Source organism: Quatrionicoccus australiensis, from assembly GCF_020510525.1.
Taxonomy (GTDB): Bacteria; Pseudomonadota; Gammaproteobacteria; order Burkholderiales; family Rhodocyclaceae; genus Azonexus; species Azonexus australiensis_B.
In genome coordinates, this window is sequence record NZ_CP075188.1 from 2,091,175 (window position 1) to 2,113,640 (window position 22,466).

Below are 22,466 nucleotides of genomic sequence, written 5' to 3' on the forward strand. Positions count from 1 at the left end.
TCTGCTTTGGGCTCGCTGCTGCCGTTCGGCTTTTGCTGGTCAGATCGGATGCGATTCAGTGGTCAACACAGCGCGATTCTGCAGCTGGAAATATTGACTGTTGAATTTATATAGTTTTTTACTATCGATTGGTGTTACCCAGTCATTCCAAGTGCTCTCAGGGTAAAACAAACAGAAAACGACATCCATGCTGATACTTTGGCTTTCAGTGCCTGACGCGCTACGCTTGTCGGGTTGGTGATTTCGGGCTATGCCCGAGCCTCACCAACCTGATAACGCCGAGACAAAGTTCATCAACCATACGCAACACTCGTCGCAACGACCCAAGCGTTTATAAATAAATCTGGCTATTCGTGTTGCTACGGTTAGCCACAAAGCATGCAACAAACAAGCATCAATCACTTAGACAACGAGACTTACTGATGAATTGCTGAGTTCTTATGATTTAACTGCATTTCGAAGACGCAACGGGATCCGTATGTAACTAGATTGCGTGTATTCAGTGTCGAAAAAACCACCTTTCCGGTGGCTTCCCTTTGGCCTAGCGTTTTGTTGGTGAAAATGATTCTTCCTCGATCAGCCAGTGTCCTTCGCTGCGCCGCAGTTGCAATTTCTTGATGCCCTTGTCGCTGCGGATCTGCGAGCGATAGTTTTGCGAGAATGTCACGGTCGCCTGATTCAGCGAGTCGACAACGATTTGGGGTTCGCCCAGCGTCAGTTCGATTTTTCCAGCCTGCGCGATGACGCGTTTGCGGCTGGCCTGCCAGTTTGCCGGCCCAACCTCGCGCCCCTTGAAATTCGGCGTGTAAAACGCCAGGTAGGCATCGACATCGCGGGCTGCCCAGGCGTCGCGCCAGGCATTCAAGGTGCTCCGAATCTCGCTTTCCGTCGTCAGGCCTGAATCAGCGGCCTTGCCGACAGGTGCCGCAGCAGCCGGGCTGGCGGCAATACTCATCGGTACCGCAGTTTCAACGCTCGCTTCGGTTTTGCCACTCGTCAGGACGCTTTCGTTTTGTGCCGGTGCATCGAACAGCCAGTCAATCGTCTTGTTGCAGCCAGACAATCCCGGAAGAATCGCCAGTGCGGTCAATAGTCCAACGGTGCCTTGCCCAAAACATTTTTGCATCACTTTCCCCTCGTTTGGCATATGACAGAGTCGGCATACTCTCACATAAGTTTATTGAATTTCTATGCTTACCGAGCGTCCGGACTTGCCGCCAGCCCGCCGCAGCAGGTCGGCGATGTCGGTATTCTGGTTCTTGAGCGCAACATCTAGCGCCGTTTCTCCGGATTGCAGTGTTCTTGCCGGGTCAGCCTTGTTTTTAAGAAGCAGTTCGACAACTTCTCGATGGCCGCCTCGAGCCGCGGCAATCAGTGGCGTCGTGCCGTTTTCACTGGGCGAGTTCAGGTCAGCACCGGCCTTGATCAGTAATTCGGCGATTTCGAGACGACCGGCAAATGCGGCATAAGCCAGCGGCGTCCAGCCCGGCATATTGACGTTGGCGCCAGCTGCCAGCAGTAGCTCCACTACCTTGCGGTGGCCGAAATAAGCAGCCAAGCGCAGCGCGGTATCGCCCGAAGCATTGCGCGCATTGAGCTTGGCGCGTTGCTTAATCAGGAAATCGACCAGTTCGGCATGGCCGTCCCGGGCAGCCAGCATCAGCAGGGTGTTGCCGTCGATGTCGGTACTGTCGATCGAAGCCCCCTTCCCGGTCAGCGCAGCGACTTCACGCGTATCACCGAGCTTGGCGGAACTGATCAGGTCATCATAGGTGGCCGCCTGCGCGAAAACAGGGAGCAACAGCGTAGCCACTACGGTCAACAACGTTTTTTTCATGATTTTCAAGGGCGCTTGGCGTGTTTGAAGAGGCGGAAGAAGTTGTCGGTCGTTGCCTCTGCCAGTTGTTCGGCAGACAAGCCGCGTAGACGGGCGATTTCTTCCGCGACATGCATGACGTAGGCCGGCTGGTTGGGCTTGCCGCGATACGGTACCGGCGCCAGATAGGGCGAATCGGTTTCGACCAGGATGCGGTCGAGCGGGCACTTTTGCGCCACTTCCTTGACCTGGCTGGCATTCTTGAAGGTGACGATGCCGGAAAACGACAGGTAGAAGCCGAGATCGAGCGCCTGACGCCCGATTTCCCAATCTTCGGTAAAGCAGTGCATGACGCCGCCGGCTGCATTGGCGCCCTCTTCCTGCAGCAGGCGCAGCGTGTCGGCAGCCGAGTCGCGGGTGTGCACGACCAATGGTTTGGCACAACGCTTTGCGGCTTCGATATGGGTGCGAAAACGGGCCCGTTGCCATTCCGGCTTGTCTTTCTGCCAGTAATAATCGAGACCGGTTTCGCCAATGGCAATGATCTTGGGATGGCTGGCCAGCTCGACCAGGCGATCCGCCGTCGGCTCTTCAACATCGGTGTATTCGGGATGCACGCCGACCGTGGCGAACAGGCGATCGTCCTGTTCGGCAACCGCCATGACCCTGGCGTGATCCTCGAGGTTGACGCCAATGCAGACGGCGCACCCTACCCCGTTTTCCTGCATGCGCTGCAGGACATCGGGCAGGCGATCCGCCAGTTCCGGGAAATCAAGATGGCAATGCGAGTCGACCAGCATCGGTCGCTTAAAGGGTATGCGTCGGACGGGTGGATTGCATCACACCGCCAAGCAGGCCTTCGATCTTGCGGCGCGCTTCCTGACCACTTTCGTCATTGTTGAAATGCACGCCGATGCCCTGTGCGCGACCATTCTGGGCGCCCGGTGGGGTGATCCAGACGACGGTGCCGGCAATCGGCAGCTTGGCGGGATCGTCCATCAGCGACAGCAGCATGAATACTTCGTCACCGAGGTTGTAGCCCCGCGTCGTCGGAATGAAGATGCCGCCACTGCGCAGATGCGGCATGAACGCAGCGTAAAGCGCGGATTTCGAGTTGATGTTCAGCGAGAGAACGCTCGGGCGCTGCGGGGCGGATTTGGCTTCACTCATCGTTGATCAATTGGCAAACAGGGCTCGATAGTCCAGAAAAACCCCCTCCAGAAAAAGTCTTGCATTGAGCGGTTGCTCCGCTTCCTGGCGGCGTTTAATCATGTCGCGGTAGGCGTGGTTCAGGCGTACGGCCGGAATCATATCAGCCAGACCGGATATTGTGGCCTGCTGCGGCAGAAAATATCGCACTGGCAAGCCATTGCGGGCCATCGTCAAATCGACCAGCCATTTTTGCAGGGCTTCAACAACGGTCTTGAGCAGCAGCTTGCCCTTGCTGTCCTTGATGACTTTTTCCATCTCTCCCGCGATCGCCAGCGCATCGGCATTCCTGCCGGTCGACAGGCGTTTGATCAGCATTTCCAGCCAGGCGCCCTGCCCGGATGCCGACAACTCCAGCGCCAGCCCCGGCGAACCGCCGGCCAGCGCCAGCCAGCGGGCAGCATCGGCAAGCCCGGCTTCAGCCAGTACCTTCTCGGCGGCCTTGGGTTGCGGCAGCGGCACCGGTACGACCTGGCAACGACTGCGAATCGTCGGCAGCAGACGAAGAGGCTCATTGGAAACCAATAAAAACAAGGTTCCTGGCGCAGGTTCTTCAAGTGTTTTGAGAAGTGCGTTGGCGGTGTTGCGATTCATCGCTTCGGCCGGATTGACCAGAATGACGCGCAAGCCGGCGCGGTGCGTACCGATGGTCAGGAAGTCGTCGAGCCCGCGCACCTGATCGATGGTGATCTGCTGGCTCGGCTTCTTCTTGCCGTCTTCGACCTCGCCTTCATCGGACAAGGCATCCGGTTGCAGCAGACGGAAGTCGGGGTGATTGCCCTGGCTGTACCAGTTGCAGGCCAGGCATTTGCCGCAGGCCTGACCGTTCTCCTGTGGCTGTTCGCAGAGCAGGCTGGCGGCAAACAGGCGGGCGAGATCGTACTTGCCGGTGCCTTTCTGGCCGACCAGCAACAAGGAATGTGGCAGTTGCTGGCGGCGGGCCTGCAGTCCAGCCCATACTTTTGTGTGAAGCTCAATTACGTTCATAAACAATTCGTTGTAACGATTTGTTCAAGTGTTTTACGAATATCTTCCAGGCGGTGATTGGCGTCGATGACACGAATGCGCGACGGATTGGCGTGGGCCCGTTCGATATAGGCCTGACGTACCCGCTCATGAAAATCGGCGCGCTCCTGCTCGAAGCGGTCGAGCACCCGGCTGGCCAGCGCAATGCGTTCGCGCGCCACATCAAGCGGCAGATCGAAAAGCAGCGTCAGGTCCGGCTGCACATGTTCATGCACCCAATGCTCAAGAATCAGGAACTTGCTGCGATCCAGGCCGCGCCCGCCGCCCTGGTAGGCGTAGGTGGCATCGCTGAAACGGTCGCAGATCACCCATTCGCCACGCGCCAGCGCCGGCTCGATCAACTGCGCCAGATGTTCGCGACGGGCGGCGAACATCAGCAATGTCTCGGTTTCCAGGTGCATCGGGTCATTGAGCAGCAGCGTGCGCAGCTTTTCGCCAAGCTCCGTGCCGCCCGGTTCACGTGTTACCTGAACCGTTTTTCCCTGTGCCCGCAGCCATTCGGCCAGCCATTCGACATGACTGCTCTTGCCGGCACCGTCGATGCCTTCGAAAGTGATGAATTTACCTTTCACTTTCCTCCCCTTTGATATTTGTTGACTGCACGATTGTGTTCGTCGAGCGTACGCGAAAATTCGCTGCTGCCATCGCCGCGCGCGACAAAATAAAGCACGTCGCTTGGTGCCGGATGCAACGCCGCCTGCAGCGAGGCCAGACCAGGCATGGCGATTGGCGTCGGCGGCAGGCCCGGCCGACGGTAGGTATTGTACGGCGTCTCTTCAAGCAGGTCGCGTTTGCGCAGGTTGCCATCGAAGCGCTCGCCGAGACCATAGATGACCGTCGGGTCGGTCTGCAGCAGCATGCCTTTGCGCAGGCGGTTGACGAATACGGCGGCGACTTTTGTCCGGTCGCTTTCGCGCCCGGTTTCCTTCTCGATGATGGATGCCATGATCAGCGCCTCGTCCGGCGTCCGGTACGGCAGGCCGGCATCGCGCCGCGGCCATTCGCTGTCCAGCCTGGCCTGCATCGCACGCACGGCGCGGGCGAGCAGCTCGAGGTCACTCGACTGCTTGTCGAACATGTAGGTATCGGGAAACAGGCGGCCATCGAGTACGCCACCGGCGACGCCAAGCTGTTCGGCGAGCTGCGCTTCCGACTGGCCGCTGCTCAGGTGCAGCAGATCGGGGTGCCGATCGAGCCGGGTGCGCCACTGGCGGAAAGTCCAGCCCTCGACCAGCGTCAGGTTGCCCAGCGTGGTTTCACCCCGGGTCAGCTTGGTGAGCAGTTGCAAGGGCGTAACGCCGTTGCTGACCGAGTAGCTGCCGGCCTTGATCCCCGTTTCAGCCTTTTGCAGACGGGCCAGCCCGGCCAGCAGATTCGGCTCGACCGCGATGCCGGCGTCGCGCATCTGTCCGATCGCCGCGCGCAGGCTGCTGCCCGGCGTCACGCGAAAATCGAGGGGCGAGGTTTTGAGTGCCAGGGGCTGGTTGGCCCAGTACCAGATGCCGGCGGCCGATGCGGCCAGGAGCAGGAAAACCAGAAAAAATGCTTTAATTAGGAAGCGCACGGGAACTCGATGGTTGCAGGCCGGTCTTGCCCGTGTGAAACGAGCACGTTTAAACGGGCGATATAATATCCCAAACCCCTCAGGAGCCCTCATGAACCCCAACTGGCGCAGTTTTCTCGAAGCCGCCGAAGGCAACTTCGACAGCGCATCATCCGATCTTCTCAACTTTGGCGATGCTGCTGGCGAATTGCAGGCTGCCACCACGCAGACCATCATCACGCCGCTGACCCATCTCGGCCTGATCGAAGTCAACGGCGACGACGCCAAGACCTTCCTGCACAGCCAATTGACCAGCGACATCAATCACCTGGCCGCAGGCAAGGCGCAGCACAGCGGCTGGTGCACGGCCAAGGGCCGCCTGCAGGCGAGTTTCCTCGCCTGGCGCCAGGGTGGCAGCTATCAGCTGGCACTGGCCGCCGATTTGCAGGAAGCGACCCAGAAGCGCCTGCAGATGTTCGTGCTGCGCGCCAAGGTCAAGCTGACGGCGCTTACCGACAGCACCGTGCTGCTCGGCGTTGCCGGCCCGCAGGCGGCGGAAGCGCTGGCCGATGCCGGCCTGCCCTGCCCGGCCGAAGCGATGACTACGGTGCAGGAGGCAGACAACACGGTGATCCGCCTTGATGCTTCGCGTTTCGTGATCGTTGCGCCGCAGGAAGCCATGGCAAACCTGTGGCAAAAGCTCACCGTCAAGGCCCGCCCGGCTGGCGTGCCGGTCTGGCGCTGGCTGGATGTCGAGGCCGCGTATCCGCTGGTCACGCTGGCGACCAAGGAAGAATTCGTGCCGCAAATGGCCGATTTCGAAAAAATCGGCGGCGTCAGTTTCCAGAAGGGCTGTTATCCAGGCCAGGAAATCGTTGCCCGCACGCAGTACCTGGGCAAGGTCAAGCGTCACCTCTTCCGCCTGCGCAGCGCGCACGCGCTCAAGGCAGGCGACCCGCTGTTCTCGCCGGACAATCCCGACCAGTCCTGCGGCACGGTGATGACCGTCGCGCCGGCACCGAGTGGCGGTTTTGCCGCCCTCGCCGTCGTCCAGTCCAACTTTGCCGACAACGTGCATCTCGAGTCGCGCGAAGGCCCGCAGATCGAAGCCGTAGCGGTCAACCCGTAAAAAAGGGCAAAAATGTGCCTGATCGTCGTCGGCTGGCGGGGGCATGCGGCTTACCCGCTGCTGCTTGCCGCCAACCGCGACGAGTTCCATGCCCGGCCAACGGCCGCCGCAGCGCCCTGGCCGGATGCGCCGCAGATCGTTGGCGGCCGCGATCTTGAAGCTGGCGGCACCTGGCTCGCGGTCAGCGTCGGCGGTCGCCTGGCGGCCGTGACCAATGTGCGCGAACCCGGCATGGCCAAGGGCGCGCGCTCACGCGGCGAATTGACGCGCAACTTCCTGCTCGGCAGCGAATCAGCGCTCGACTACGCAACGCAGATCGATTGCGCAGCCTATTCCGGCTACAACCTGCTGCTCAGCGACGGCGAGGAACTGGTCTATGCCTCGAACCGCGACGGCGCGCCGCGCACTCTGGCGCCCGGTATTTACGGCCTGTCGAATCACCGCCTGGACAGCCCCTGGCCGAAACTCGAGAAGGCGCGCGCCGCCTTCGCGCAGGCGCTGGCAACGTTGCCCGACGAAAATGCCTTTTTTTCGCTGTTGACCGATAGCGAGATCGTCGCCGACGACAAACTGCCGCAGACCGGCGTACCACTGGAGTGGGAGCGCCTGTTGTCAGCTGTTTTCGTGCAATCGGCCAGCTACGGCACGCGCGCCTCGACCGTGGTCAGGCAGGACTGCGCCGGCAACTTTCGCCTGCACGAACGCAGCTTCGGGCCGAACGGCGAACTGCTTCAGTCTTCGGTAATTTCCACCGGCGTGTAACACGGCACCAGATCGAACAACTCGATCAGGTCGGTATTGCGCATGCGCACGCAGCCGTGCGAGCCGGGCGTCGTCATGTCGGTGACGTCGGGCGTGCCGTGGATGTAGATGTAGCGGTGCATGGTGTCGACGCAGCCGTGCCGGTTGCGCCCGGCTTCGCAGCCCGACAGCCAGAGGATGCGGGTGAGGATCCAGTCGCGGCCGGGAAACTGCTCGGCCAGTTCCGGCGTCCAGATCTCGCCGGTCGGTCGACGCCGCACAAAGACGGTATTTGCCGGCTGGCCGGCGCCGATTTTGGCGCGAATCAGGTGTTGACCGCGTGGTGTCTGGAAACTGCCGGATATCTCACCGACCCCGGCGCCAGCGGTCGACACCGGATATTCACGCAAAACCTCGCCATTGTCGGCGAACAGCGTCAGCCTTTGGCGTGCGACGGAAACCAGCAGTTTCATGCTTATTTCTTGCGTCGACCGGCAAAGAACTGTGACAGCATGCGACTGCATTCGTCGGCGAGAATGCCGCCTTCGACCGTCGCATGATGATTCAGGCGCTCGACACCGAACAGGTCGACGACGCTGCCATGCACGCCGGTCTTGGCGTCACGTGCGCCATAAATGACGCGGCTGATGCGGGCGTGCATGATGGCGCCGGCACACATCGCGCAAGGCTCCAGCGTCACGTAAAGCTCACAGCCCGGCAGGCGGTAATTGCCCAAGGCGCGCGCCGCATCGCGCAAGGCGGCGATTTCGGCATGCGCGGTCGGATCGCTTTCACCGATCGGCGAATTGAAGCCGCGCCCGACGATCACGCCGTCACGCACGACGACGGCGCCAACCGGCACCTCGCCCAGGCATTCGGCAGCACGCGCCAGCGAAATCGCCTCGCGCATGAAATACTCGTCGCCGAGACCGTTGACCGGTTCGGCGACGTCCGTCTCGAAGAAGGGTTCGAACGCTTCGCTCATTCCCACTCAATGGTGGCTGGCGGCTTGCCCGAAACGTCGTACACGACACGGTTGAGGCCGCGCACTTCGTTGATGATGCGGTTCGACACCTTGCCGAGCAGTTCGTACGGCAGGTGCGCCCAGTGCGCAGTCATGAAGTCGCTGGTGACGACGGCGCGCAGCGCGACGACATTCTCGTAGGTGCGGCCATCGCCCATCACGCCGACGCTCTTGACCGGCAGGAAGACGGCGAAAGCCTGGCTGGTCAGGTCGTACCAGGTCTTGCCGATGTCGGCTTCGGTACAGGCACCGGCGGCCACATCGCGTTCGGTGGCGACGGTGGCGCGCAGTTCGTCGATGAAGATCGCATCGGCGCGCTGCAGCAGATGCGCGGCCTTCAGCGTGACTTCGCCGAGGATGCGCACGCCCAGGCCCGGACCCGGGAACGGGTGGCGATAGACCATTTCGCGCGGCAGGCCGAGCGCAACGCCGAGCTCGCGGACTTCGTCCTTGAACAGTTCGCGCAGCGGCTCGAGCAGCTTCAGATGCATGTCTTCCGGCAGGCCGCCGACGTTGTGGTGGCTCTTGATGGTGTGGGCGCCCTTCTTGCCCTTGCCGGCCGATTCGATCACGTCCGGGTAGATTGTGCCCTGGGCCAGCCACTTGGCGGAAAGCAGCTTCTTCGATTCGGCCTGGAAGACTTCAACGAATTCCTTGCCGATGATCTTGCGCTTCTGTTCCGGGTCGGAAACGCCGGCCAGCTTGCCCATGAAGTCGTCGACGGCGTCGACACGGATGACCTTGACGCCGAGATTGCGCGCGAACATGTCCATGACCATGTCGCCTTCGTTGAGGCGCAGCAGGCCGTGATCGACGAAAACACAGGTCAACTGGTCGCCGATGGCGCGGTGGATCAGTGCCGCGGCAACGCTCGAATCGACGCCGCCGGACAGGCCGAGAATGACGTCATCCGTGCCGACCTGGGCGCAGATGGAGGCGACGGCTTCGGCGATGTAGTCGCCCATCACCCAATCGGTACCGCAGCCGCAGATGCCATGCACGAAGCTTTCCAGAATGGCACGGCCCTGCACGGTATGCGTGACTTCCGGGTGAAACTGCACAGCGTAGAACTTGCGGCTCTCGTCGGCCATGCCGGCGATCGGGCAGGACGGCGTCGAAGCCATGGTCTTGAAACCGGCGGGCAGTTCCATCACGGAGTCACCGTGGCTCATCCAGACCTTCAACATGCCGTGGCCTTCGGCCGTCGTGAAGTCGGCGATATCCTTCAACAGCGCCGTATGGCCGTGGGCACGGACTTCCGAGTAACCAAACTCGCGCGCCTTGCCGGCGGCCTCGGCGGTCATCACCTTGCCGCCCAGCTGCTGCGCCATGGTCTGCATGCCGTAGCAGATGCCGAGCACCGGAATCCCCAGATTGAACACCACTTCCGGCGCACGCGGCGTATCGCCCTCGGTCACCGAGCTCGGGCCGCCGGACAGGATGATGCCCTGCGCGCCATAGCTGCGGATGAAGTCTTCCGATACGTCGTACGGGTGGATTTCGCAGAACACCTTGGCTTCGCGCACGCGACGGGCGATCAGCTGGGTCACTTGCGAACCGAAATCGAGGATGAGGATTTTCTGGTGAGCCATTTTCAAAACCTTGAATAAAAAGGGCGGCTCCGGGAGCCGCCCTCAGTAACACGGGAAGAATCAGTCGAGGTGGTAGTTCGGCGCTTCCTTGGTGATCTGCACGTCGTGGACGTGAGATTCGCGGATACCGGCCGAGGTGATTTCGACGAAACAGGCGTTGTCATGCATGTGGGCAATCGTCGGGCTGCCAAGATAACCCATCGAGGAGCGCAGACCACCGATCAGCTGGTGGATGACCGCCAACACCGAGCCCTTGTAGGGCACGCGACCTTCAATACCTTCCGGCACGAACTTGTCGACGTTGTTGGTGTTTTCCTGGAAGTAGCGATCCGACGAACCGGCCTGCATCGCACCGAGCGAACCCATGCCGCGGTAGGACTTGTAGGAACGGCCCTGGAACAGTTCGACCTCGCCCGGCGCCTCTTCGGTACCGGCGAACAAGCCGCCCAGCATGACCGTGTCGGCACCGGCGGCGATCGCCTTGGCGATATCGCCGGAATAGCGGATACCGCCGTCGGCAATCATCGGCACGCCGGTGCCCTTGAGGGCTTCGGAAACGTTCTGGATGGCGGTGATCTGCGGCACACCGACACCAGCCACGATGCGGGTAGTACAAATAGAACCGGGGCCGATACCGACCTTGACGCCGTCGGCACCCATGTCAACCAGAGCGCGGGCTGCATCGGCCGTGGCGATATTGCCACCAATGACCTCGATTTGCGGGAAGTTGCGCTTGACCCACTGGACGCGGTCGAGCACGCCTTGCGAGTGACCGTGCGCCGTATCGACGACGATCACGTCGACACCGGCTTCAGCCAGTGCCTCGACGCGCTCTTCGGTACCGGCGCCAACACCAACGGCAGCACCGGCGCGCAGACGACCGGTTGCATCCTTGTTGGCGAGCGGGTGTTCGGTGGACTTGAGGATGTCCTTGACCGTAATCAGGCCACGCAGATGGTACTGATCGTCAATGACCAGGACGCGCTCCAGGCGGTGCTTGCGAATCAGTTCCTTGGCGTCTTCGACGCTGGCTTCTTCGTTGACCGTGACGAGGCGCTTGCGCGGCGTCATGATCATCCGGACCTGCTGGTCCAGATTGGTTTCAAAGCGCAGGTCGCGGTTGGTGACGATGCCGACCACCTTGCCGGCCTTGTCGATCACCGGCAGACCGGAAATCTTGTGCTGGCGGGTGATTTCGATCACGTCGCGCACCGTCATCAGCGGCGAAACCGTGATCGGGTCGCGCAGGATGCCGGATTCAAAGCGCTTGACCTTGGCCACTTCGGCCGCCTGGGCTTTGGCAGAAAGGTTCTTGTGGATGATACCGATACCGCCTTCCTGAGCCAGGGCAATGGCGAGACGACCTTCCGTCACGGTATCCATCGCAGCCGACAGCAGCGGCAGGTTCAGGGTGATGTTGCGGGTCAGGCGTGTTGCCAGACTGACGTCGCGGGGCAGAATCTGGGAATGAGCGGGGACGAGCAGGACGTCGTCGAAAGTGAGGGCTTTTTGCAGCAGTCGCATGGCCTTTAGCCTTTAATCCAAGGTCACAAAATCGTATTATACAGAAAACCAACGGAAACCCAGACCACCATGAAATCTCCGCTCATTTTTGCCCTTTGCGTCATGTCGACCGTTGCCGCCGTTTCTGCCCAGGCCCAGACTTATCAATGGAAGGACAAGAACGGGCGCACCGTCATTTCCGACACGCCGCCGCCCAACTCGGCGAAGTCATCGCAAGTCAGTGATGCAGCACCAGCAGCACCGGCTGCCACAACGACAGAAGCCCCCAAAACCTTGGCCGAAAAGGACATGGAGTTCCGGAAGCGCCAACAGGAAGCCAAGGACAAGGCAGAAAAGGAGGCCAAGGAACAGGCCGCCGCAGCCGAAAAGCGCGAGAACTGCGAACGGGCGAGGCGCAATCTTGCCGCCCTTGAATCCAGCCAGCCGCTCGCTTCAATCGATGAAAACGGCCAGCGCAAGAGCATGGACAACGGGATGCGACAACAGGAAATCGAGCGAGCCCGCCAGTTCATTATCGAAACCTGCAAATAAACGCAGGTTTCGACAAGAAATTTTCAGGCTTCAGGGGCGTCGGCATCACCGGCGCCTTTTTTCATGACCTTGCCTTCGGCAGCACGTTGCTTGCGCACTTCCTTGGGGTCGGCGATCAGCGGCCGGTAGATTTCAACGCGATCACGATCGCGCAAGATACTGTCCAGCTTTGAAAGCTTGGCAAAAACACCGAACTTGTTTTTCTTGAGATCGATTTCCGGATGCTTGACGAGCAGACCGGAGGCCTCCAGCGCCTGCTGCAGCGTGGCACCTTGTGGCAGCTTGACGCTGACCAGCGCCTGTTTGTCGGCTAGTGCGTAGCACACTTCGACATTGATCATTTCAGCCATGGCTGGCTCCATAAACCTGGGTGGCGCGACGCACGAAGGCATCCACGAAAGTATTGGCGATGTGACTGAACACCGGTCCGATCACTTTTTCAAAGAGTTTGCTGGAAAACTCGTAATGCAACTGGAACTCGATCTTGCAGGCGTTCTCGGCCAAGGCCCTGAAACGCCATGAGCCTTCGAGGCGGCGGAACGGACCGTCAACCAGCCGGATTTTCATCACGGCCGGAAACTCCTTGTCGTTTTCCGTCGTGAAGCAGGATTTGACCGAGTGGTAATTGATATGCAGGGTCGCCACCGTTTTCTGGGCATCACGGAATTTGACCTCGGTCTGGCTGCACCAGGGCAAAAAGGCCGGATAATCCTCGCAGCGATCCACCAACTCGAACATGCGGGTCGCGGATTGTTCAATCAGTACTGTTTTTTCGACCAGAGCCATGCGGCAGCTACGTTCCTGTATCCTGTAAAATGGCGATTTTAATGGATCACTGGCAGCATGAGCATCACGGTCAACAAAAAAGCCTTCCACGAGTATTTCGTCGAAGAGAAGCACGAAGCCGGCATTGCCCTCGAAGGATGGGAGGTCAAGGCGATCCGTGCCGGCCGGATGAACATCAAGGAATCCTACGTCATCATCAAGAATGGCGAGATCTTCCTGATCGGCATGCACATCACGCCACTACCCAGCGCCTCGACCCACGTCCATCCCGACCCGACCCGCACGCGCAAGCTGCTGTTGCACCGTACCGAGATCGCCAAGCTGATCGGCAAGGTGGAACGCGCCGGCTATACGCTGATTCCGCTCGACCTGCATTACAGCAAGGATCGCATCAAGCTCGAAGTCGGCCTGGCCAAGGGCAAGAAGCAGCACGACAAGCGCCAGGACGAAGCGGAAAAGGATTCCAAGCGCGAAGCCCAGCGCGCGATGAAGGAACGCCTGCACTAAGGTGAGCATGGACGCCCTGCTCTACTGGGTCGGCCTGGCCGCCGTGGCAGTCAATGCCTTGACCGGCGTCCTCGACGCTGGCCGCAAGCAGATGGACCTGGTCGGTGCCCTGCTGGTCGGTGTCGCCACGGCACTCGGCGGCGGCACCATCCGCGACCTGCTGCTCGACCGCAACGTCTTCTGGGTGGCCGATCAGACCTACCTGATCGCCGCGCTCGGCACTGGCTTCGCCACCTTTTTCCTGGCCCGGCGCCTGCCGCTGCATCCGCGCTTCTTCCTGATTCCCGACGCAGTCGGCCTCGCCTTGTTTACCGTCGTCGGCACACAGGTCGCGCTGCAGTGGCACACGCCCTGGCTGGTCGCCAGCCTGATGGGCGTCACGACCGGCGTCGTCGGCGGCGTCGTGCGCGACATCCTATGCAACGACGTGCCCCTGGTTTTTCTCAAGGGCGAGCTCTATGCCAGCGCGGCCTGGATAGGCGCATTGACACTGATCGGCTTGCAGGCGCTGGATATTCATGCGGTGAACGCGAGCTGGATCGCAATGGCCGTGGTTCTGGCACTGCGCCTGGCCGCCATGCGCTACCACCTCACCTTGCCGGCCTTCCGCCAGAAGCTGGAAAACGCCGACTAAACCGCAGCCAGGCCGTCGAGGTTGATGCTGAAGCTGCGCGTCGCATGCACGCCGCTGATTTTCACCGGTGCCAGCACCTCGGCTCGTTCCAGCTTTTTGATGATGCGCGAAATGGTCTCGAAACGCAGGTCGGTAATGTCGGCAATATCCTGCCGCGTCGGCAGCACGACACTGCCGGAAGCATCGGCGAGCAAACGAATCAGATTGACAACCCGGGCGACAGCCTCGCCGCCGCGCAAGGCCACCACATCGGCCGCCCGCTTCTGGGCGATAGCCAGCGACTGCAACAAGGACTCGCCGGCAGCTGCCTCACCTTCCGGCCACGGTGAGAGATCGCACTGGGTGAGCGCCGAGGCGCTGAAGGTGTAGGCACCGAAGAGCAGGGATTCGCAACCGATGATGTCGCCGGCAATTGCCAGACTGGCGAAACTGGCATCTCCCGATGCGGCCACCGCATCGAGCCGGACGACGCCACTTCGTACCCGCCAGGCCAAGCCGTCGCAACCGGAACGATAGATCGCCTCACCGGAAGCGCAGGCACGCGCCGCGCGAGTCGGAATGCTCTTGTTACGGTCGACCAGTGAAAACAGGCCCATTTCGAACCTCATCGATAAGCGGAGAATGACGCGACAGAAGTACGGGAGAAAACAGCGCGCCGAGCTTAGCGGCGAATAGCGCGGACGGGAATGCGGCAAATTGCCGCAGCACGAACAAAAAAGGCTGTTCTCGATCCGGATTCCGGATGAAAAACAGCCTTGCTTGCTGATGCTGGCGGAGTGGACGGGACTCGAACCCGCGACCCCCGGCGTGACAGGCCGGTATTCTAACCAACTGAACTACCACTCCTCGTCGAATTGCCAGCGTGCGGCCGGCAACTCGAAGCGCGGCGCATGGTAACACAGACTTTGCGCTGTCCGCAGCCGGGCGCAACGAATACAATAGCCGCCCTCGCCGCTTCTTCCGCCTTGCGCAGAACAGGCAGCCCGCCCTGACTGACATTACCTGAAAAAAATGAGCAAAAAAGAGACCTCCAGCCCGGCCAAGGACGGCATTTCCCCGATGATGCGCCAGTACATGGGCCTCAAGGCGGCGCATGCCCAGGACAAGCTGATGTTCTACCGGATGGGCGATTTCTACGAACTGTTCTTCGAGGATGCCAAAAAGGCCGCCCGCCTGCTCGACATCACCCTGACCACGCGCGGCCAGTCGGCCGGCCAGCCGATCAAGATGTGCGGTGTGCCTTTCCATGCCGCCGAGCAATATCTGGCGCGCTTGGTGAAGATGGGCGAATCGGTGGTGATCTGCGAGCAAATCGGCGACCCGGCGACCAGCAAGGGTCCGGTCGAACGCGCCGTGGCCCGCATCGTCACGCCCGGCACGCTGACCGATGCGGCGCTGCTCGATGATCGCCGCGACAGCTGGCTGCTGGCGCTCTGCGTGCACCGCAACACCGTCGGCCTGGCCCGCCTCAATCTGGCGAGCGGCGAATTCATCCTGACCGAAACCAGCCTTGAGCAACTGGCGGCGACGCTGGAGCGCATCCGCCCGGCGGAAATCCTCTATCCGGAAAGCTGGATTCCGGAAATCCCGCTCGACGGCGCGCGCACCCGGCAGCCGGACTGGTATTTCGAGGTCGATTCGGCGAAGCGCCTGCTCTGCGATCATTTCAAGGTTGCCTCACTGGCCGGCTTCGGCGCCGAAGGCCTGCGCCCGGCCGTGGCCGCGGCCGGCGCCCTGCTGCAATACGCGCAGACGACGCAGGCCGGCAATTTGCCGCATTTGCGAGCGTTGACCGTTGAGCTCGAAGGCGCCTACCTCGGTCTTGACACCGCCACCCGGCGCAACCTGGAACTGACCGAAACCCTGCGCGGCCAGCCTTCGCCGACGCTTTTTTCGCTGCTCGACAATTGCGTCACCAGCATGGGTGCCCGCCTGCTGCGCCACACCCTGCATCATCCGCTGCGCGAACGGGCAATTCCCGCCGCCCGCCATGCCGCCGTCGAGGGCCTGCTCGATGATTACGGCCGGATTGCCGGCGACATCCGCCGCGAACTGCGCGGCATCGGCGACATCGAGCGCATCGCCGGCCGCGTTGCGCTGAAGAATGCCCGGCCGCGCGACCTCGCCAGCCTGCGCGACTCGCTGGCCCGCCTGCCGGCACTGCGCGCGCCACTGGCCGAACAGCCCTCGCCGCTGCTGCAACAGCTTTGCCAGGAGATACAGACACCGGCAGCGGCACTCGATCTGCTGATCCGTTCGATCGCCGCCGAGCCAGCCGCCCAGATTCGCGATGGCGGCGCCATTGCGCCGGGCTACGACGCCGAACTCGACGAACTGCGCTCGCTCAACGACAACTGCGGCGCCTTCCTCGTCGATATGGAAGTGCGCGAGCGCGAGCGCACCGGCATCAACAGCCTCAAGGTCGAATTCAACAAAGTGCATGGCTTCTACATCGAAGTCACGCACGCCAATACCGACAAGATTCCCGACGACTACCGCCGCCGCCAGACGCTGAAGAATGCCGAGCGTTACATCACGCCGGAACTCAAAGCCTTCGAGGACAAGGCGCTGTCCGCCCAGGAGCGTTCGCTGGCGCGCGAAAAGCTTCTCTATGAGGGCATCCTCAACGAACTGGCACCGGCCATCCCGACCCTGCAGGTAATCGCTGGCGCCGTCGCCCAGCTCGACCTGCTGGCCGGTTTTGCCGACACGGCACTCAAGCGCAACTGGAGCCGCCCGGAATTTGCCGATGAAATCGGGTTGACCGTCCAGGCCGGGCGCCATCCGGTGGTCGAAGCCGAAATGGCCAACAGCGCCGACACCTTCATCGCCAACGACGTGCTGCTCGCCAAGAACCGCCGCCTGCTGCTGATCACCGGCCCCAACATGGGCGGCAAATCGACCTACATGCGGCAGACGGCGCTGATCGCCCTGCTCGCCCACATCGGCTGCTACGTGCCGGCCGAACGTGTCGTGCTCGGGCCGCTCGACCGCATCTTCACGCGCATCGGCGCCTCCGACGACCTCGCTTCCGGGCGTTCGACCTTCATGGTCGAAATGACCGAAGCCGCCGCCATCCTGCACCACGCAACCGCCAACAGCCTGGTGCTGATGGACGAGATCGGGCGTGGCACCTCGACCTTCGACGGCATGTCGCTGGCCTTCGCGATCCTGCGCCACCTGATCGACAAGAACCGCTGCCTGACGCTGTTCGCCACGCATTATTTCGAGATGACGCGGCTCTCGCACGAATACAGCGAACTGGCCAACGTGCACCTCGACGCCGTCGAGCACAACGACCGCATCGTCTTCATGCACTCGGTCGAGGAAGGCCCGGCTAACCAGAGTTACGGTATCCAGGTCGCTGCTCTGGCCGGCATTCCCAATGCCGTGGTACGCGCCGCCCGCAAGCAGTTGCGCGAATTCGAGCAACGCGCCACGGTCGACCCGCTGCAACCGGATCTTTTCGCCCAGGGCGAGCCGGAGCCATTTGAAGCGGAACCGCACCCGGCGCTCGAACAACTCTCCGGCATCGACCCCGACAGCCTGACGCCGCGCGAGGCGCTCGACGCCTTGTACGCCCTGAAGAAGCTGCTCAAGTGAAAATCCGGCTGGCCGCCTTGCTGCTTGCCGCAAGCATGGCGGCACAAGCGGAGATCTACCGTTTCGGCTTGATCGGCGACGTCCCCTACTCCGATTACGAACGCCGCGAATTGCCGAAAATGCTCGATGCCATCGCCGACAGCCATGTCGATTTCGTGGCTCACATCGGCGACATCAAGCACGGCAAGGATCGTTGCGACGACAGCCTGTTCGAAGACCGCTACAAGCTGTTCAATGCGGTGCGCGTTCCCTTCGTTTTCGTTCCCGGCGACAACGAATGGACCGATTGCAATCGTTCTTCGAACGGTGCCTACGATCCGCTGGAACGGCTAGGCAAATTGCGCAGCCTGTTCTGGAAGGGCGACTATTCCCTGGGGCAAAAAAAGCTACGCCTGGAAAAACAATCAGGCAGCTACCCGGAACACGCGCGTTTCCGGCTCGGGCCGGTGCTCTTCGTGACCATCAACGTTCCCGGCGGCAACAACAACTTCGGCCTCGGCAAGCAGGCCTCGGCGGAATTCCAGGCGCGCAACCCGGTCGTCCTGAAATGGCTGCAGGACAGTTTCGCCCTCGCCCGCCGTGACAAGCTGGCCGGCATCGTGCTGCTCTTCCAGGCCGATCCGGCCTGGAAGAATTTTGCCCAGGGCCTGGCGCACGAGGGTTACCGCGAATTTCTCACCATCCTGCGCGCCGAAAGCATTGCCTTTCGCGGTCAGGTCGTCGCCGTGCACGGCGACACCCACATGAGCCACATCGATCAACCGTTGCGCGACGGCGACGGCAAGACGCTGGCCAACTTTACCCGCGTCGAAACCTTCGGTTACCCGGTCATGGGCTGGACGCGCGGCATCATCGATACGGCTTCGCCAACGCTGTTCCGCTTCGAGGCACAGCCCTGGACGTCGAAGCAATAAAAAAGGCGCAGATCGCTCTGCGCCTTTTGCCGGGAAGCTGCCGCAAACTCAGTGGCAGTCATCCTCGTCGTCGCCACCATGCACATGACCGTGTTCGAGTTCTTCGGCGCTGGCCGGGCGAATCGAGGTCACGGTGCAGGTGAAGACCAGAGCCATGCCGGCCAGCGGGTGATTGCCGTCGAGAACAACCTTGTCGTCGGCAATGTCGGTCACACGGTAGATGATGAAATCTTCTTCATTGCCGTCTTCGGCGCCGCCTTCGAACTGCATGCCAACCTGCAGCTCTTTCGGAAAGTCCTTGCGCGGCTCGATCTGGACCATTTCGGCATCGTAGTCGCCGAAGGCTTCGTCCGGTTGCAGCTTGACCTTGACCGACTCGCCGACGGCCTTGCCTTGCAGGGCTTCCTCGATTTTCGGGAAGATGTCGTCGTAACCGCCATGCAGATAGACGAGCGGCTCGCGGCCTTCGTCCACCACTTCGCCATCCGGATCGGTGACGTGGTAGTCGAGGGTGATGACGGTATTTCTGGCGACCAGGGTATTCATGTATTCAGTTCCTTGACCAGGCGCAGCACTTCCTGTGCGTGACCCTTGTAATTGACGTTGTAGAGCGCATGGCGAATGATACCCGTGCGGTCGATGATGAAGGTGGAACGGACGATGCCGTATTTTTTATGGCCATCCACCTCTTTGGCCTGCCAGACACCGTACCGCTTGCAGACGGCGCCATCAGCATCCGACAGCAACTCGAGACCGATGCCTTCCTTGTCGCGAAACTCGGCATGTTTCAGACAGTCATCGCGATTGACACCGAGCAGAAGGCAATCCTGCCGCTTGAAATCTCCCTCGTGATCGGAAAAATCAGTCACCTCCTTGATGCAGCAAGGTGTGCCGTCTTTCGGATAGAAAAAAAGCACAAGATGCTTTTCACCCTGAAAGACCGCCAGATCGACAGTCTCCATGTCGGCATCCGGCAAGGCAAATGCGGGAGCTCTTTCGCCAACCTTGAGCAGCATGTTGTTCTCCTCGAGCGCTCTCTTTGGGGGACTGCTGAGAGCGATTCTAGCGGAGGCCAATGCTGGTGACTACAGCGGTCGACGCCTTTTTTCCGGCTATTTTCCGGGAACTTTCTCCGGAATCTGCACGAAGGTTTCGTCCTGGCGAACCATGCCCAGTTCGAAACGGGCCCGCTCCTCGATCGCGTCGTAACCCTGCTTGAGGTCGCGGACTTCGGCATCGAGGCCGGCGTTCCTGATTTCGAGCGACTTGGTGACTTCCTTCTGCTGCTGCAATTGACGGTCGTACTCCCAGACCTTCAGCCAGCCCCCCTTACCCACCCAGAGGGGGTACTGGAGCAGGCCGATGGCTGCAAGGAGGCCGACCGTCAGCCAGCGCATCTGCGTTTAGCGCAGGTTGTAGAAGGTTTCGCGGCCCGGGTAGGAAGCGGTATCGCCCAGATCTTCCTCGATGCGGATGAGCTGGTTGTACTTGGCGATACGATCCGAACGCGACAGCGAACCGGTCTTGATCTGGCCGGCATTCAGGCCGACAGCGATGTCGGCGATGGTGCTGTCTTCGGTTTCACCCGAACGGTGCGAGATCACGGCGGTGTAACCGGCACGCTTGGCCATTTCGACGGCAGCGAAGGTTTCCGACAGGGTGCCGATCTGGTTGATCTTGATCAGGATCGAGTTGGCGATGCCCTTCTTGATGCCTTCCTTGAAGATGCGGGTGTTGGTGACGAAGATGTCGTCACCGACGATCTGCACCTTGTCGCCGAGGCGGTCGGTGAGCAGCTTCCAGCCGTCCCAGTCGGCTTCGGACATGCCGTCTTCGATGGAAACGATGGGGAACTGGTCAGCCAGGTTGGCCAGGTAGTCAACGAACTGGGCCGAGGTCAGCTCCAGGCCTTCGCCGGCCAGCTTGTACTTGCCATCCTTGTAGAACTCGGAAGCAGCGCAGTCGAGAGCAAGCAGGACATCCTTGCCCGGCACGTAACCGGCCAGTTCGATCGCCTGCATGATGATCTGCAGTGCTTCGGCATGACTGCCCAGATTCGGGGCGAAACCGCCTTCATCACCGACAGCGGTGGAGTGGCCGGCCTTGTTGAGCAGCTTCTTCAGCGCGTGGAAGATTTCGGCGCCGCAGCGGATCGCTTCGCGGATATTGGCGGCACCAACCGGCATCACCATGAATTCCTGGATGTCCAGGCTGTTGTTGGCGTGCTCGCCACCGTTGATGATGTTCATCATCGGCACCGGCATCTGCATCGGGCTCATGCCACCGAAATAGCGGTAAAGCGGCAGGCCGGATTCTTCGGCGGCAGCCTTGGCGACAGCCATCGAGACGGCCAGGATGGCGTTGGCGCCGAGGCGCGACTTGTTTTCGGTGCCGTCGAGGTCGATCATGGTCTGATCGATGAAGGCCTGTTCCTGGGCATCGAGGCCAATGATGGCTTCGGAGATTTCGGTGTTGATGTTTTCAACGGCTTGCATCACGCCCTTGCCGAGATAACGACCGGCATCGCCGTCGCGCAGCTCGATCGCTTCGCGGGTGCCGGTCGAGGCGCCGGACGGAACCGCTGCACGGCCCATGACACCGCTCTCGAGCAGCACATCAGCTTCAACGGTGGGATTGCCGCGGGAATCCAGAATCTCTCGTGCAACAACATCAACGATGGAACTCATATTTCTTCCTTGTTATCAATTAATTGAAAGAACTACTTAAATTAAATTATCAACACCGGCAATGACCAGCATGTTCATTTCGGCAGCATTTTCGCGCGTTTTGCGCGCCGCCTGGTACTCGGCTGAGTCGTAAAAGCGCTTGGCCTGATCAACGGTATCGAACTCGACGACAACCATCCGTTGCGGCGGCGTCCATTTGCCTTCGAGAATCTCGGCGGCACCACCGCGGACGAGAAAGCGCCCGCCGTATTGCTCGACGGCCGCTTGCGACATCAGGCGATAACGGGCCATGGCGTCGGCGTCATGTACTTTGACTTCGGCGACGATATAGCCCTTTTCCGCCATTACTTCAGTTCCTCGAAGCCTGCGCTCTTGACCGCCTTGTCAAGCGCAGCCAGGGTAGCCAGAAGGCTTTCCATGCGATCCAGCGGCCAGCTGTTCGGGCCATCCGACCAGGCTTTTTCCGGACAAGGATGGGTTTCCATGAACAGGCCGGAAATACCGACCGCCACGGCGGCACGCGCCAGAACGGGCACAAATTCGCGTTGTCCGCCCGAGGTCGTACCCTGCCCGCCCGGCAACTGCACGCTGTGCGTTGCATCGAACACGACCGGACAACCGGTTTCACGCATGATCGCCAGGCTGCGCATGTCGGAAACCAGATTGTTGTAGCCGAAGGAGGCGCCACGCTCGCAGACCATGATGTTGTCGGCGCCGTTGTTCACTTCGCGTGCCTTGGCAACGACGTTCTTCATGTCGCCCGGGGCAAGAAACTGCCCTTTTTTGATGTTGACCGGCTTGCCGCAGGTCGCAACCGCATGGATGAAGTCGGTCTGCCGGCACAGGAAGGCCGGCGTCTGCAGCACATCAACCACACTGGCCACGGCCGGAATGTCTTCGACGGTATGCACGTCGGTCAGCACCGGCACGCCGATCTGGCGTTGTACTTCCGAGAAGATGCGCAGACCTTCGTCCAGACCGAGGCCGCGCACCGAGGTGCCGGAACTGCGATTGGCCTTGTCGTACGACGCCTTGAAGATGTAGTTGATACCCAGACGGGCACAAACTTCCTTCATATGGCCGGCGACATCCAGGCATAGCTGCTCGGACTCGGCGGTACAGGGCCCGGCAATCAGGAAAAAAGGCTTATCTAGGCCAGCTTCGAAACCGCACAGATTCATGGCTGCTCCTTCCGGGCCC

Annotated in this window: 27 protein-coding genes and 1 tRNA gene; 7 read left to right on the top strand and 21 right to left on the bottom strand. The window is 60.9% G+C overall.

What is annotated here, in order from left to right:
• Nucleotides 1-541 precede the first annotated feature (541 nt).
• From KI612_RS10050 to mltG, 7 genes are read right to left on the bottom strand one after another with little or no spacing between them, the layout of a single operon-like run.
• Nucleotides 542-1,126, bottom strand: a complete 585-nt coding sequence (locus tag KI612_RS10050; RefSeq protein WP_226439956.1) for a YybH family protein — start codon at nucleotides 1,124-1,126, stop codon at nucleotides 542-544.
• Nucleotides 1,127-1,177: 51 nt separating this feature from the next.
• A complete protein-coding gene (locus tag KI612_RS10055) occupies nucleotides 1,178-1,837 on the bottom strand; it encodes an ankyrin repeat domain-containing protein (protein ID WP_226439957.1) in 660 nt (219 codons plus the stop codon).
• 5 nt (nucleotides 1,838-1,842) lie between these two features.
• Nucleotides 1,843-2,616 (bottom strand): TatD family hydrolase, encoded by a 774-nt coding sequence (locus tag KI612_RS10060; RefSeq protein WP_226439958.1) that lies wholly within the window; start codon nucleotides 2,614-2,616, stop codon nucleotides 1,843-1,845.
• A gap of 7 nt (nucleotides 2,617-2,623) precedes the next feature.
• Nucleotides 2,624-2,986, bottom strand: coding sequence for a PilZ domain-containing protein (locus tag KI612_RS10065; RefSeq protein ID WP_226439959.1), 363 nt, complete (start codon nucleotides 2,984-2,986; stop codon nucleotides 2,624-2,626).
• A 6-nt stretch (nucleotides 2,987-2,992) separates the two neighbouring features.
• Nucleotides 2,993-4,012 (bottom strand): DNA polymerase III subunit delta', encoded by a 1,020-nt coding sequence (gene holB, locus KI612_RS10070; RefSeq protein WP_226439960.1) that lies wholly within the window; start codon nucleotides 4,010-4,012, stop codon nucleotides 2,993-2,995.
• Complete coding sequence (gene tmk, locus KI612_RS10075) at nucleotides 4,009-4,623, bottom strand: dTMP kinase (RefSeq protein WP_226439961.1); 615 nt, start codon at nucleotides 4,621-4,623, stop codon at nucleotides 4,009-4,011. Before tmk ends, holB begins: the two co-directional genes overlap by 4 nt.
• Nucleotides 4,620-5,615: an endolytic transglycosylase MltG gene (gene mltG / locus KI612_RS10080; protein ID WP_226439962.1), complete on the bottom strand. Its 996-nt coding sequence runs from the start codon at nucleotides 5,613-5,615 to the stop codon at nucleotides 4,620-4,622. The genes tmk and mltG overlap by 4 nt, the downstream gene beginning before the upstream one ends.
• A 91-nt stretch (nucleotides 5,616-5,706) precedes the next feature.
• On the opposite strand from mltG, the gene ygfZ reads away from it, so the two are divergent.
• Together ygfZ and KI612_RS10090 are read left to right on the top strand one after the other, a co-directional pair.
• Entirely contained in the window at nucleotides 5,707-6,723 is a 1,017-nt protein-coding gene (gene ygfZ, locus KI612_RS10085; protein ID WP_226439963.1) for a CAF17-like 4Fe-4S cluster assembly/insertion protein YgfZ, read from the top strand.
• A gap of 12 nt (nucleotides 6,724-6,735) precedes the next feature.
• Nucleotides 6,736-7,485 carry an NRDE family protein gene (locus tag KI612_RS10090; protein ID WP_226439964.1) on the top strand — a complete coding sequence of 250 codons (750 nt, stop codon included), beginning with the start codon at nucleotides 6,736-6,738 and terminating at the stop codon, nucleotides 7,483-7,485.
• On the opposite strand, the gene KI612_RS10095 is transcribed toward KI612_RS10090, so the two are convergent.
• The 4 genes from KI612_RS10095 to guaB form a co-directional block, all read right to left on the bottom strand.
• Entirely contained in the window at nucleotides 7,455-7,937 is a 483-nt protein-coding gene (locus KI612_RS10095) for a L,D-transpeptidase (protein WP_226439965.1), read from the bottom strand. The genes KI612_RS10090 and KI612_RS10095 overlap by 31 nt on opposite strands.
• Nucleotides 7,938-7,939: 2 nt before the next feature.
• Nucleotides 7,940-8,374 (bottom strand): tRNA adenosine(34) deaminase TadA, encoded by a 435-nt coding sequence (gene tadA / locus KI612_RS10100; RefSeq protein ID WP_226444205.1) that lies wholly within the window; start codon nucleotides 8,372-8,374, stop codon nucleotides 7,940-7,942.
• Nucleotides 8,375-8,445: 71 nt separating this feature from the next.
• A complete protein-coding gene (guaA, locus tag KI612_RS10105) occupies nucleotides 8,446-10,080 on the bottom strand; it encodes a glutamine-hydrolyzing GMP synthase (RefSeq protein ID WP_226439966.1) in 1,635 nt (544 codons plus the stop codon).
• 60 nt (nucleotides 10,081-10,140) lie between these two features.
• Complete coding sequence (gene guaB, locus KI612_RS10110) at nucleotides 10,141-11,604, bottom strand: IMP dehydrogenase (protein WP_226439967.1); 1,464 nt, start codon at nucleotides 11,602-11,604, stop codon at nucleotides 10,141-10,143.
• A 69-nt stretch (nucleotides 11,605-11,673) separates the two neighbouring features.
• Between guaB and KI612_RS10115 the strand changes: the two genes are divergently transcribed.
• Complete coding sequence (locus KI612_RS10115) at nucleotides 11,674-12,135, top strand: DUF4124 domain-containing protein (RefSeq protein ID WP_226439968.1); 462 nt, start codon at nucleotides 11,674-11,676, stop codon at nucleotides 12,133-12,135.
• Between the two features lie 23 nt (nucleotides 12,136-12,158).
• Here KI612_RS10115 and KI612_RS10120 read toward each other — a convergent pair whose 3' ends face one another.
• Together KI612_RS10120 and KI612_RS10125 are read right to left on the bottom strand one after the other, a co-directional pair.
• Entirely contained in the window at nucleotides 12,159-12,485 is a 327-nt protein-coding gene (locus KI612_RS10120; RefSeq protein WP_226439969.1) for an RnfH family protein, read from the bottom strand.
• Entirely contained in the window at nucleotides 12,478-12,921 is a 444-nt protein-coding gene (locus tag KI612_RS10125) for a type II toxin-antitoxin system RatA family toxin (RefSeq protein ID WP_226439970.1), read from the bottom strand. The genes KI612_RS10120 and KI612_RS10125 overlap by 8 nt, the downstream gene beginning before the upstream one ends.
• Before the next feature lie 57 nt (nucleotides 12,922-12,978).
• Here KI612_RS10125 and smpB point away from each other — a divergent pair, with 57 nt between their 5' ends.
• Together smpB and KI612_RS10135 are read left to right on the top strand one after the other, a co-directional pair.
• Nucleotides 12,979-13,428: an SsrA-binding protein SmpB gene (smpB, locus tag KI612_RS10130; protein WP_226439971.1), complete on the top strand. Its 450-nt coding sequence runs from the start codon at nucleotides 12,979-12,981 to the stop codon at nucleotides 13,426-13,428.
• 7 nt (nucleotides 13,429-13,435) lie between these two features.
• The gene (locus tag KI612_RS10135) at nucleotides 13,436-14,062 is read left to right on the top strand and encodes a trimeric intracellular cation channel family protein (RefSeq protein WP_226439972.1); all 627 of its coding nucleotides are present in this window, start codon (nucleotides 13,436-13,438) and stop codon (nucleotides 14,060-14,062) included.
• Here KI612_RS10135 and KI612_RS10140 read toward each other — a convergent pair.
• Entirely contained in the window at nucleotides 14,059-14,658 is a 600-nt protein-coding gene (locus KI612_RS10140; protein ID WP_226439973.1) for a Crp/Fnr family transcriptional regulator, read from the bottom strand. The two genes, KI612_RS10135 and KI612_RS10140, sit on opposite strands and share 4 nt — an antisense overlap.
• Before the next feature lie 173 nt (nucleotides 14,659-14,831).
• Nucleotides 14,832-14,908, bottom strand: a tRNA-Asp gene (locus tag KI612_RS10145).
• Nucleotides 14,909-15,073: 165 nt separating this feature from the next.
• On the opposite strand from KI612_RS10145, the gene mutS reads away from it, so the two are divergent.
• Together mutS and KI612_RS10155 are read left to right on the top strand one after the other, a co-directional pair.
• Complete coding sequence (mutS, locus tag KI612_RS10150) at nucleotides 15,074-17,665, top strand: DNA mismatch repair protein MutS (protein WP_226439974.1); 2,592 nt, start codon at nucleotides 15,074-15,076, stop codon at nucleotides 17,663-17,665.
• Nucleotides 17,662-18,579 (top strand): metallophosphoesterase, encoded by a 918-nt coding sequence (locus tag KI612_RS10155; RefSeq protein ID WP_226439975.1) that lies wholly within the window; start codon nucleotides 17,662-17,664, stop codon nucleotides 18,577-18,579. The genes mutS and KI612_RS10155 overlap by 4 nt, the downstream gene beginning before the upstream one ends.
• Before the next feature lie 48 nt (nucleotides 18,580-18,627).
• On the opposite strand, the gene KI612_RS10160 is transcribed toward KI612_RS10155, so the two are convergent.
• The 6 genes from KI612_RS10160 to kdsA all read right to left on the bottom strand — a co-directional run bounded on the left by KI612_RS10160 (nucleotide 18,628) and on the right by kdsA (nucleotide 22,447).
• Entirely contained in the window at nucleotides 18,628-19,125 is a 498-nt protein-coding gene (locus tag KI612_RS10160) for an FKBP-type peptidyl-prolyl cis-trans isomerase (RefSeq protein ID WP_226439976.1), read from the bottom strand.
• Nucleotides 19,122-19,592, bottom strand: a complete 471-nt coding sequence (locus KI612_RS10165) for a peroxiredoxin (protein ID WP_226444207.1) — start codon at nucleotides 19,590-19,592, stop codon at nucleotides 19,122-19,124. The genes KI612_RS10160 and KI612_RS10165 overlap by 4 nt, the downstream gene beginning before the upstream one ends.
• 99 nt (nucleotides 19,593-19,691) lie before the next feature.
• Nucleotides 19,692-19,976 carry a cell division protein FtsB gene (gene ftsB / locus KI612_RS10170; protein WP_226439977.1) on the bottom strand — a complete coding sequence of 95 codons (285 nt, stop codon included), beginning with the start codon at nucleotides 19,974-19,976 and terminating at the stop codon, nucleotides 19,692-19,694.
• Between the two features lie 6 nt (nucleotides 19,977-19,982).
• Nucleotides 19,983-21,266, bottom strand: coding sequence for a phosphopyruvate hydratase (eno, locus tag KI612_RS10175; RefSeq protein WP_226439978.1), 1,284 nt, complete (start codon nucleotides 21,264-21,266; stop codon nucleotides 19,983-19,985).
• A gap of 36 nt (nucleotides 21,267-21,302) precedes the next feature.
• Nucleotides 21,303-21,611 carry a DUF1330 domain-containing protein gene (locus KI612_RS10180; protein WP_226439979.1) on the bottom strand — a complete coding sequence of 103 codons (309 nt, stop codon included), beginning with the start codon at nucleotides 21,609-21,611 and terminating at the stop codon, nucleotides 21,303-21,305.
• Nucleotides 21,611-22,447 carry a 3-deoxy-8-phosphooctulonate synthase gene (gene kdsA, locus KI612_RS10185; RefSeq protein ID WP_226439980.1) on the bottom strand — a complete coding sequence of 279 codons (837 nt, stop codon included), beginning with the start codon at nucleotides 22,445-22,447 and terminating at the stop codon, nucleotides 21,611-21,613. The genes KI612_RS10180 and kdsA overlap by 1 nt, the downstream gene beginning before the upstream one ends.
• Nucleotides 22,448-22,466 lie beyond the last annotated feature (19 nt).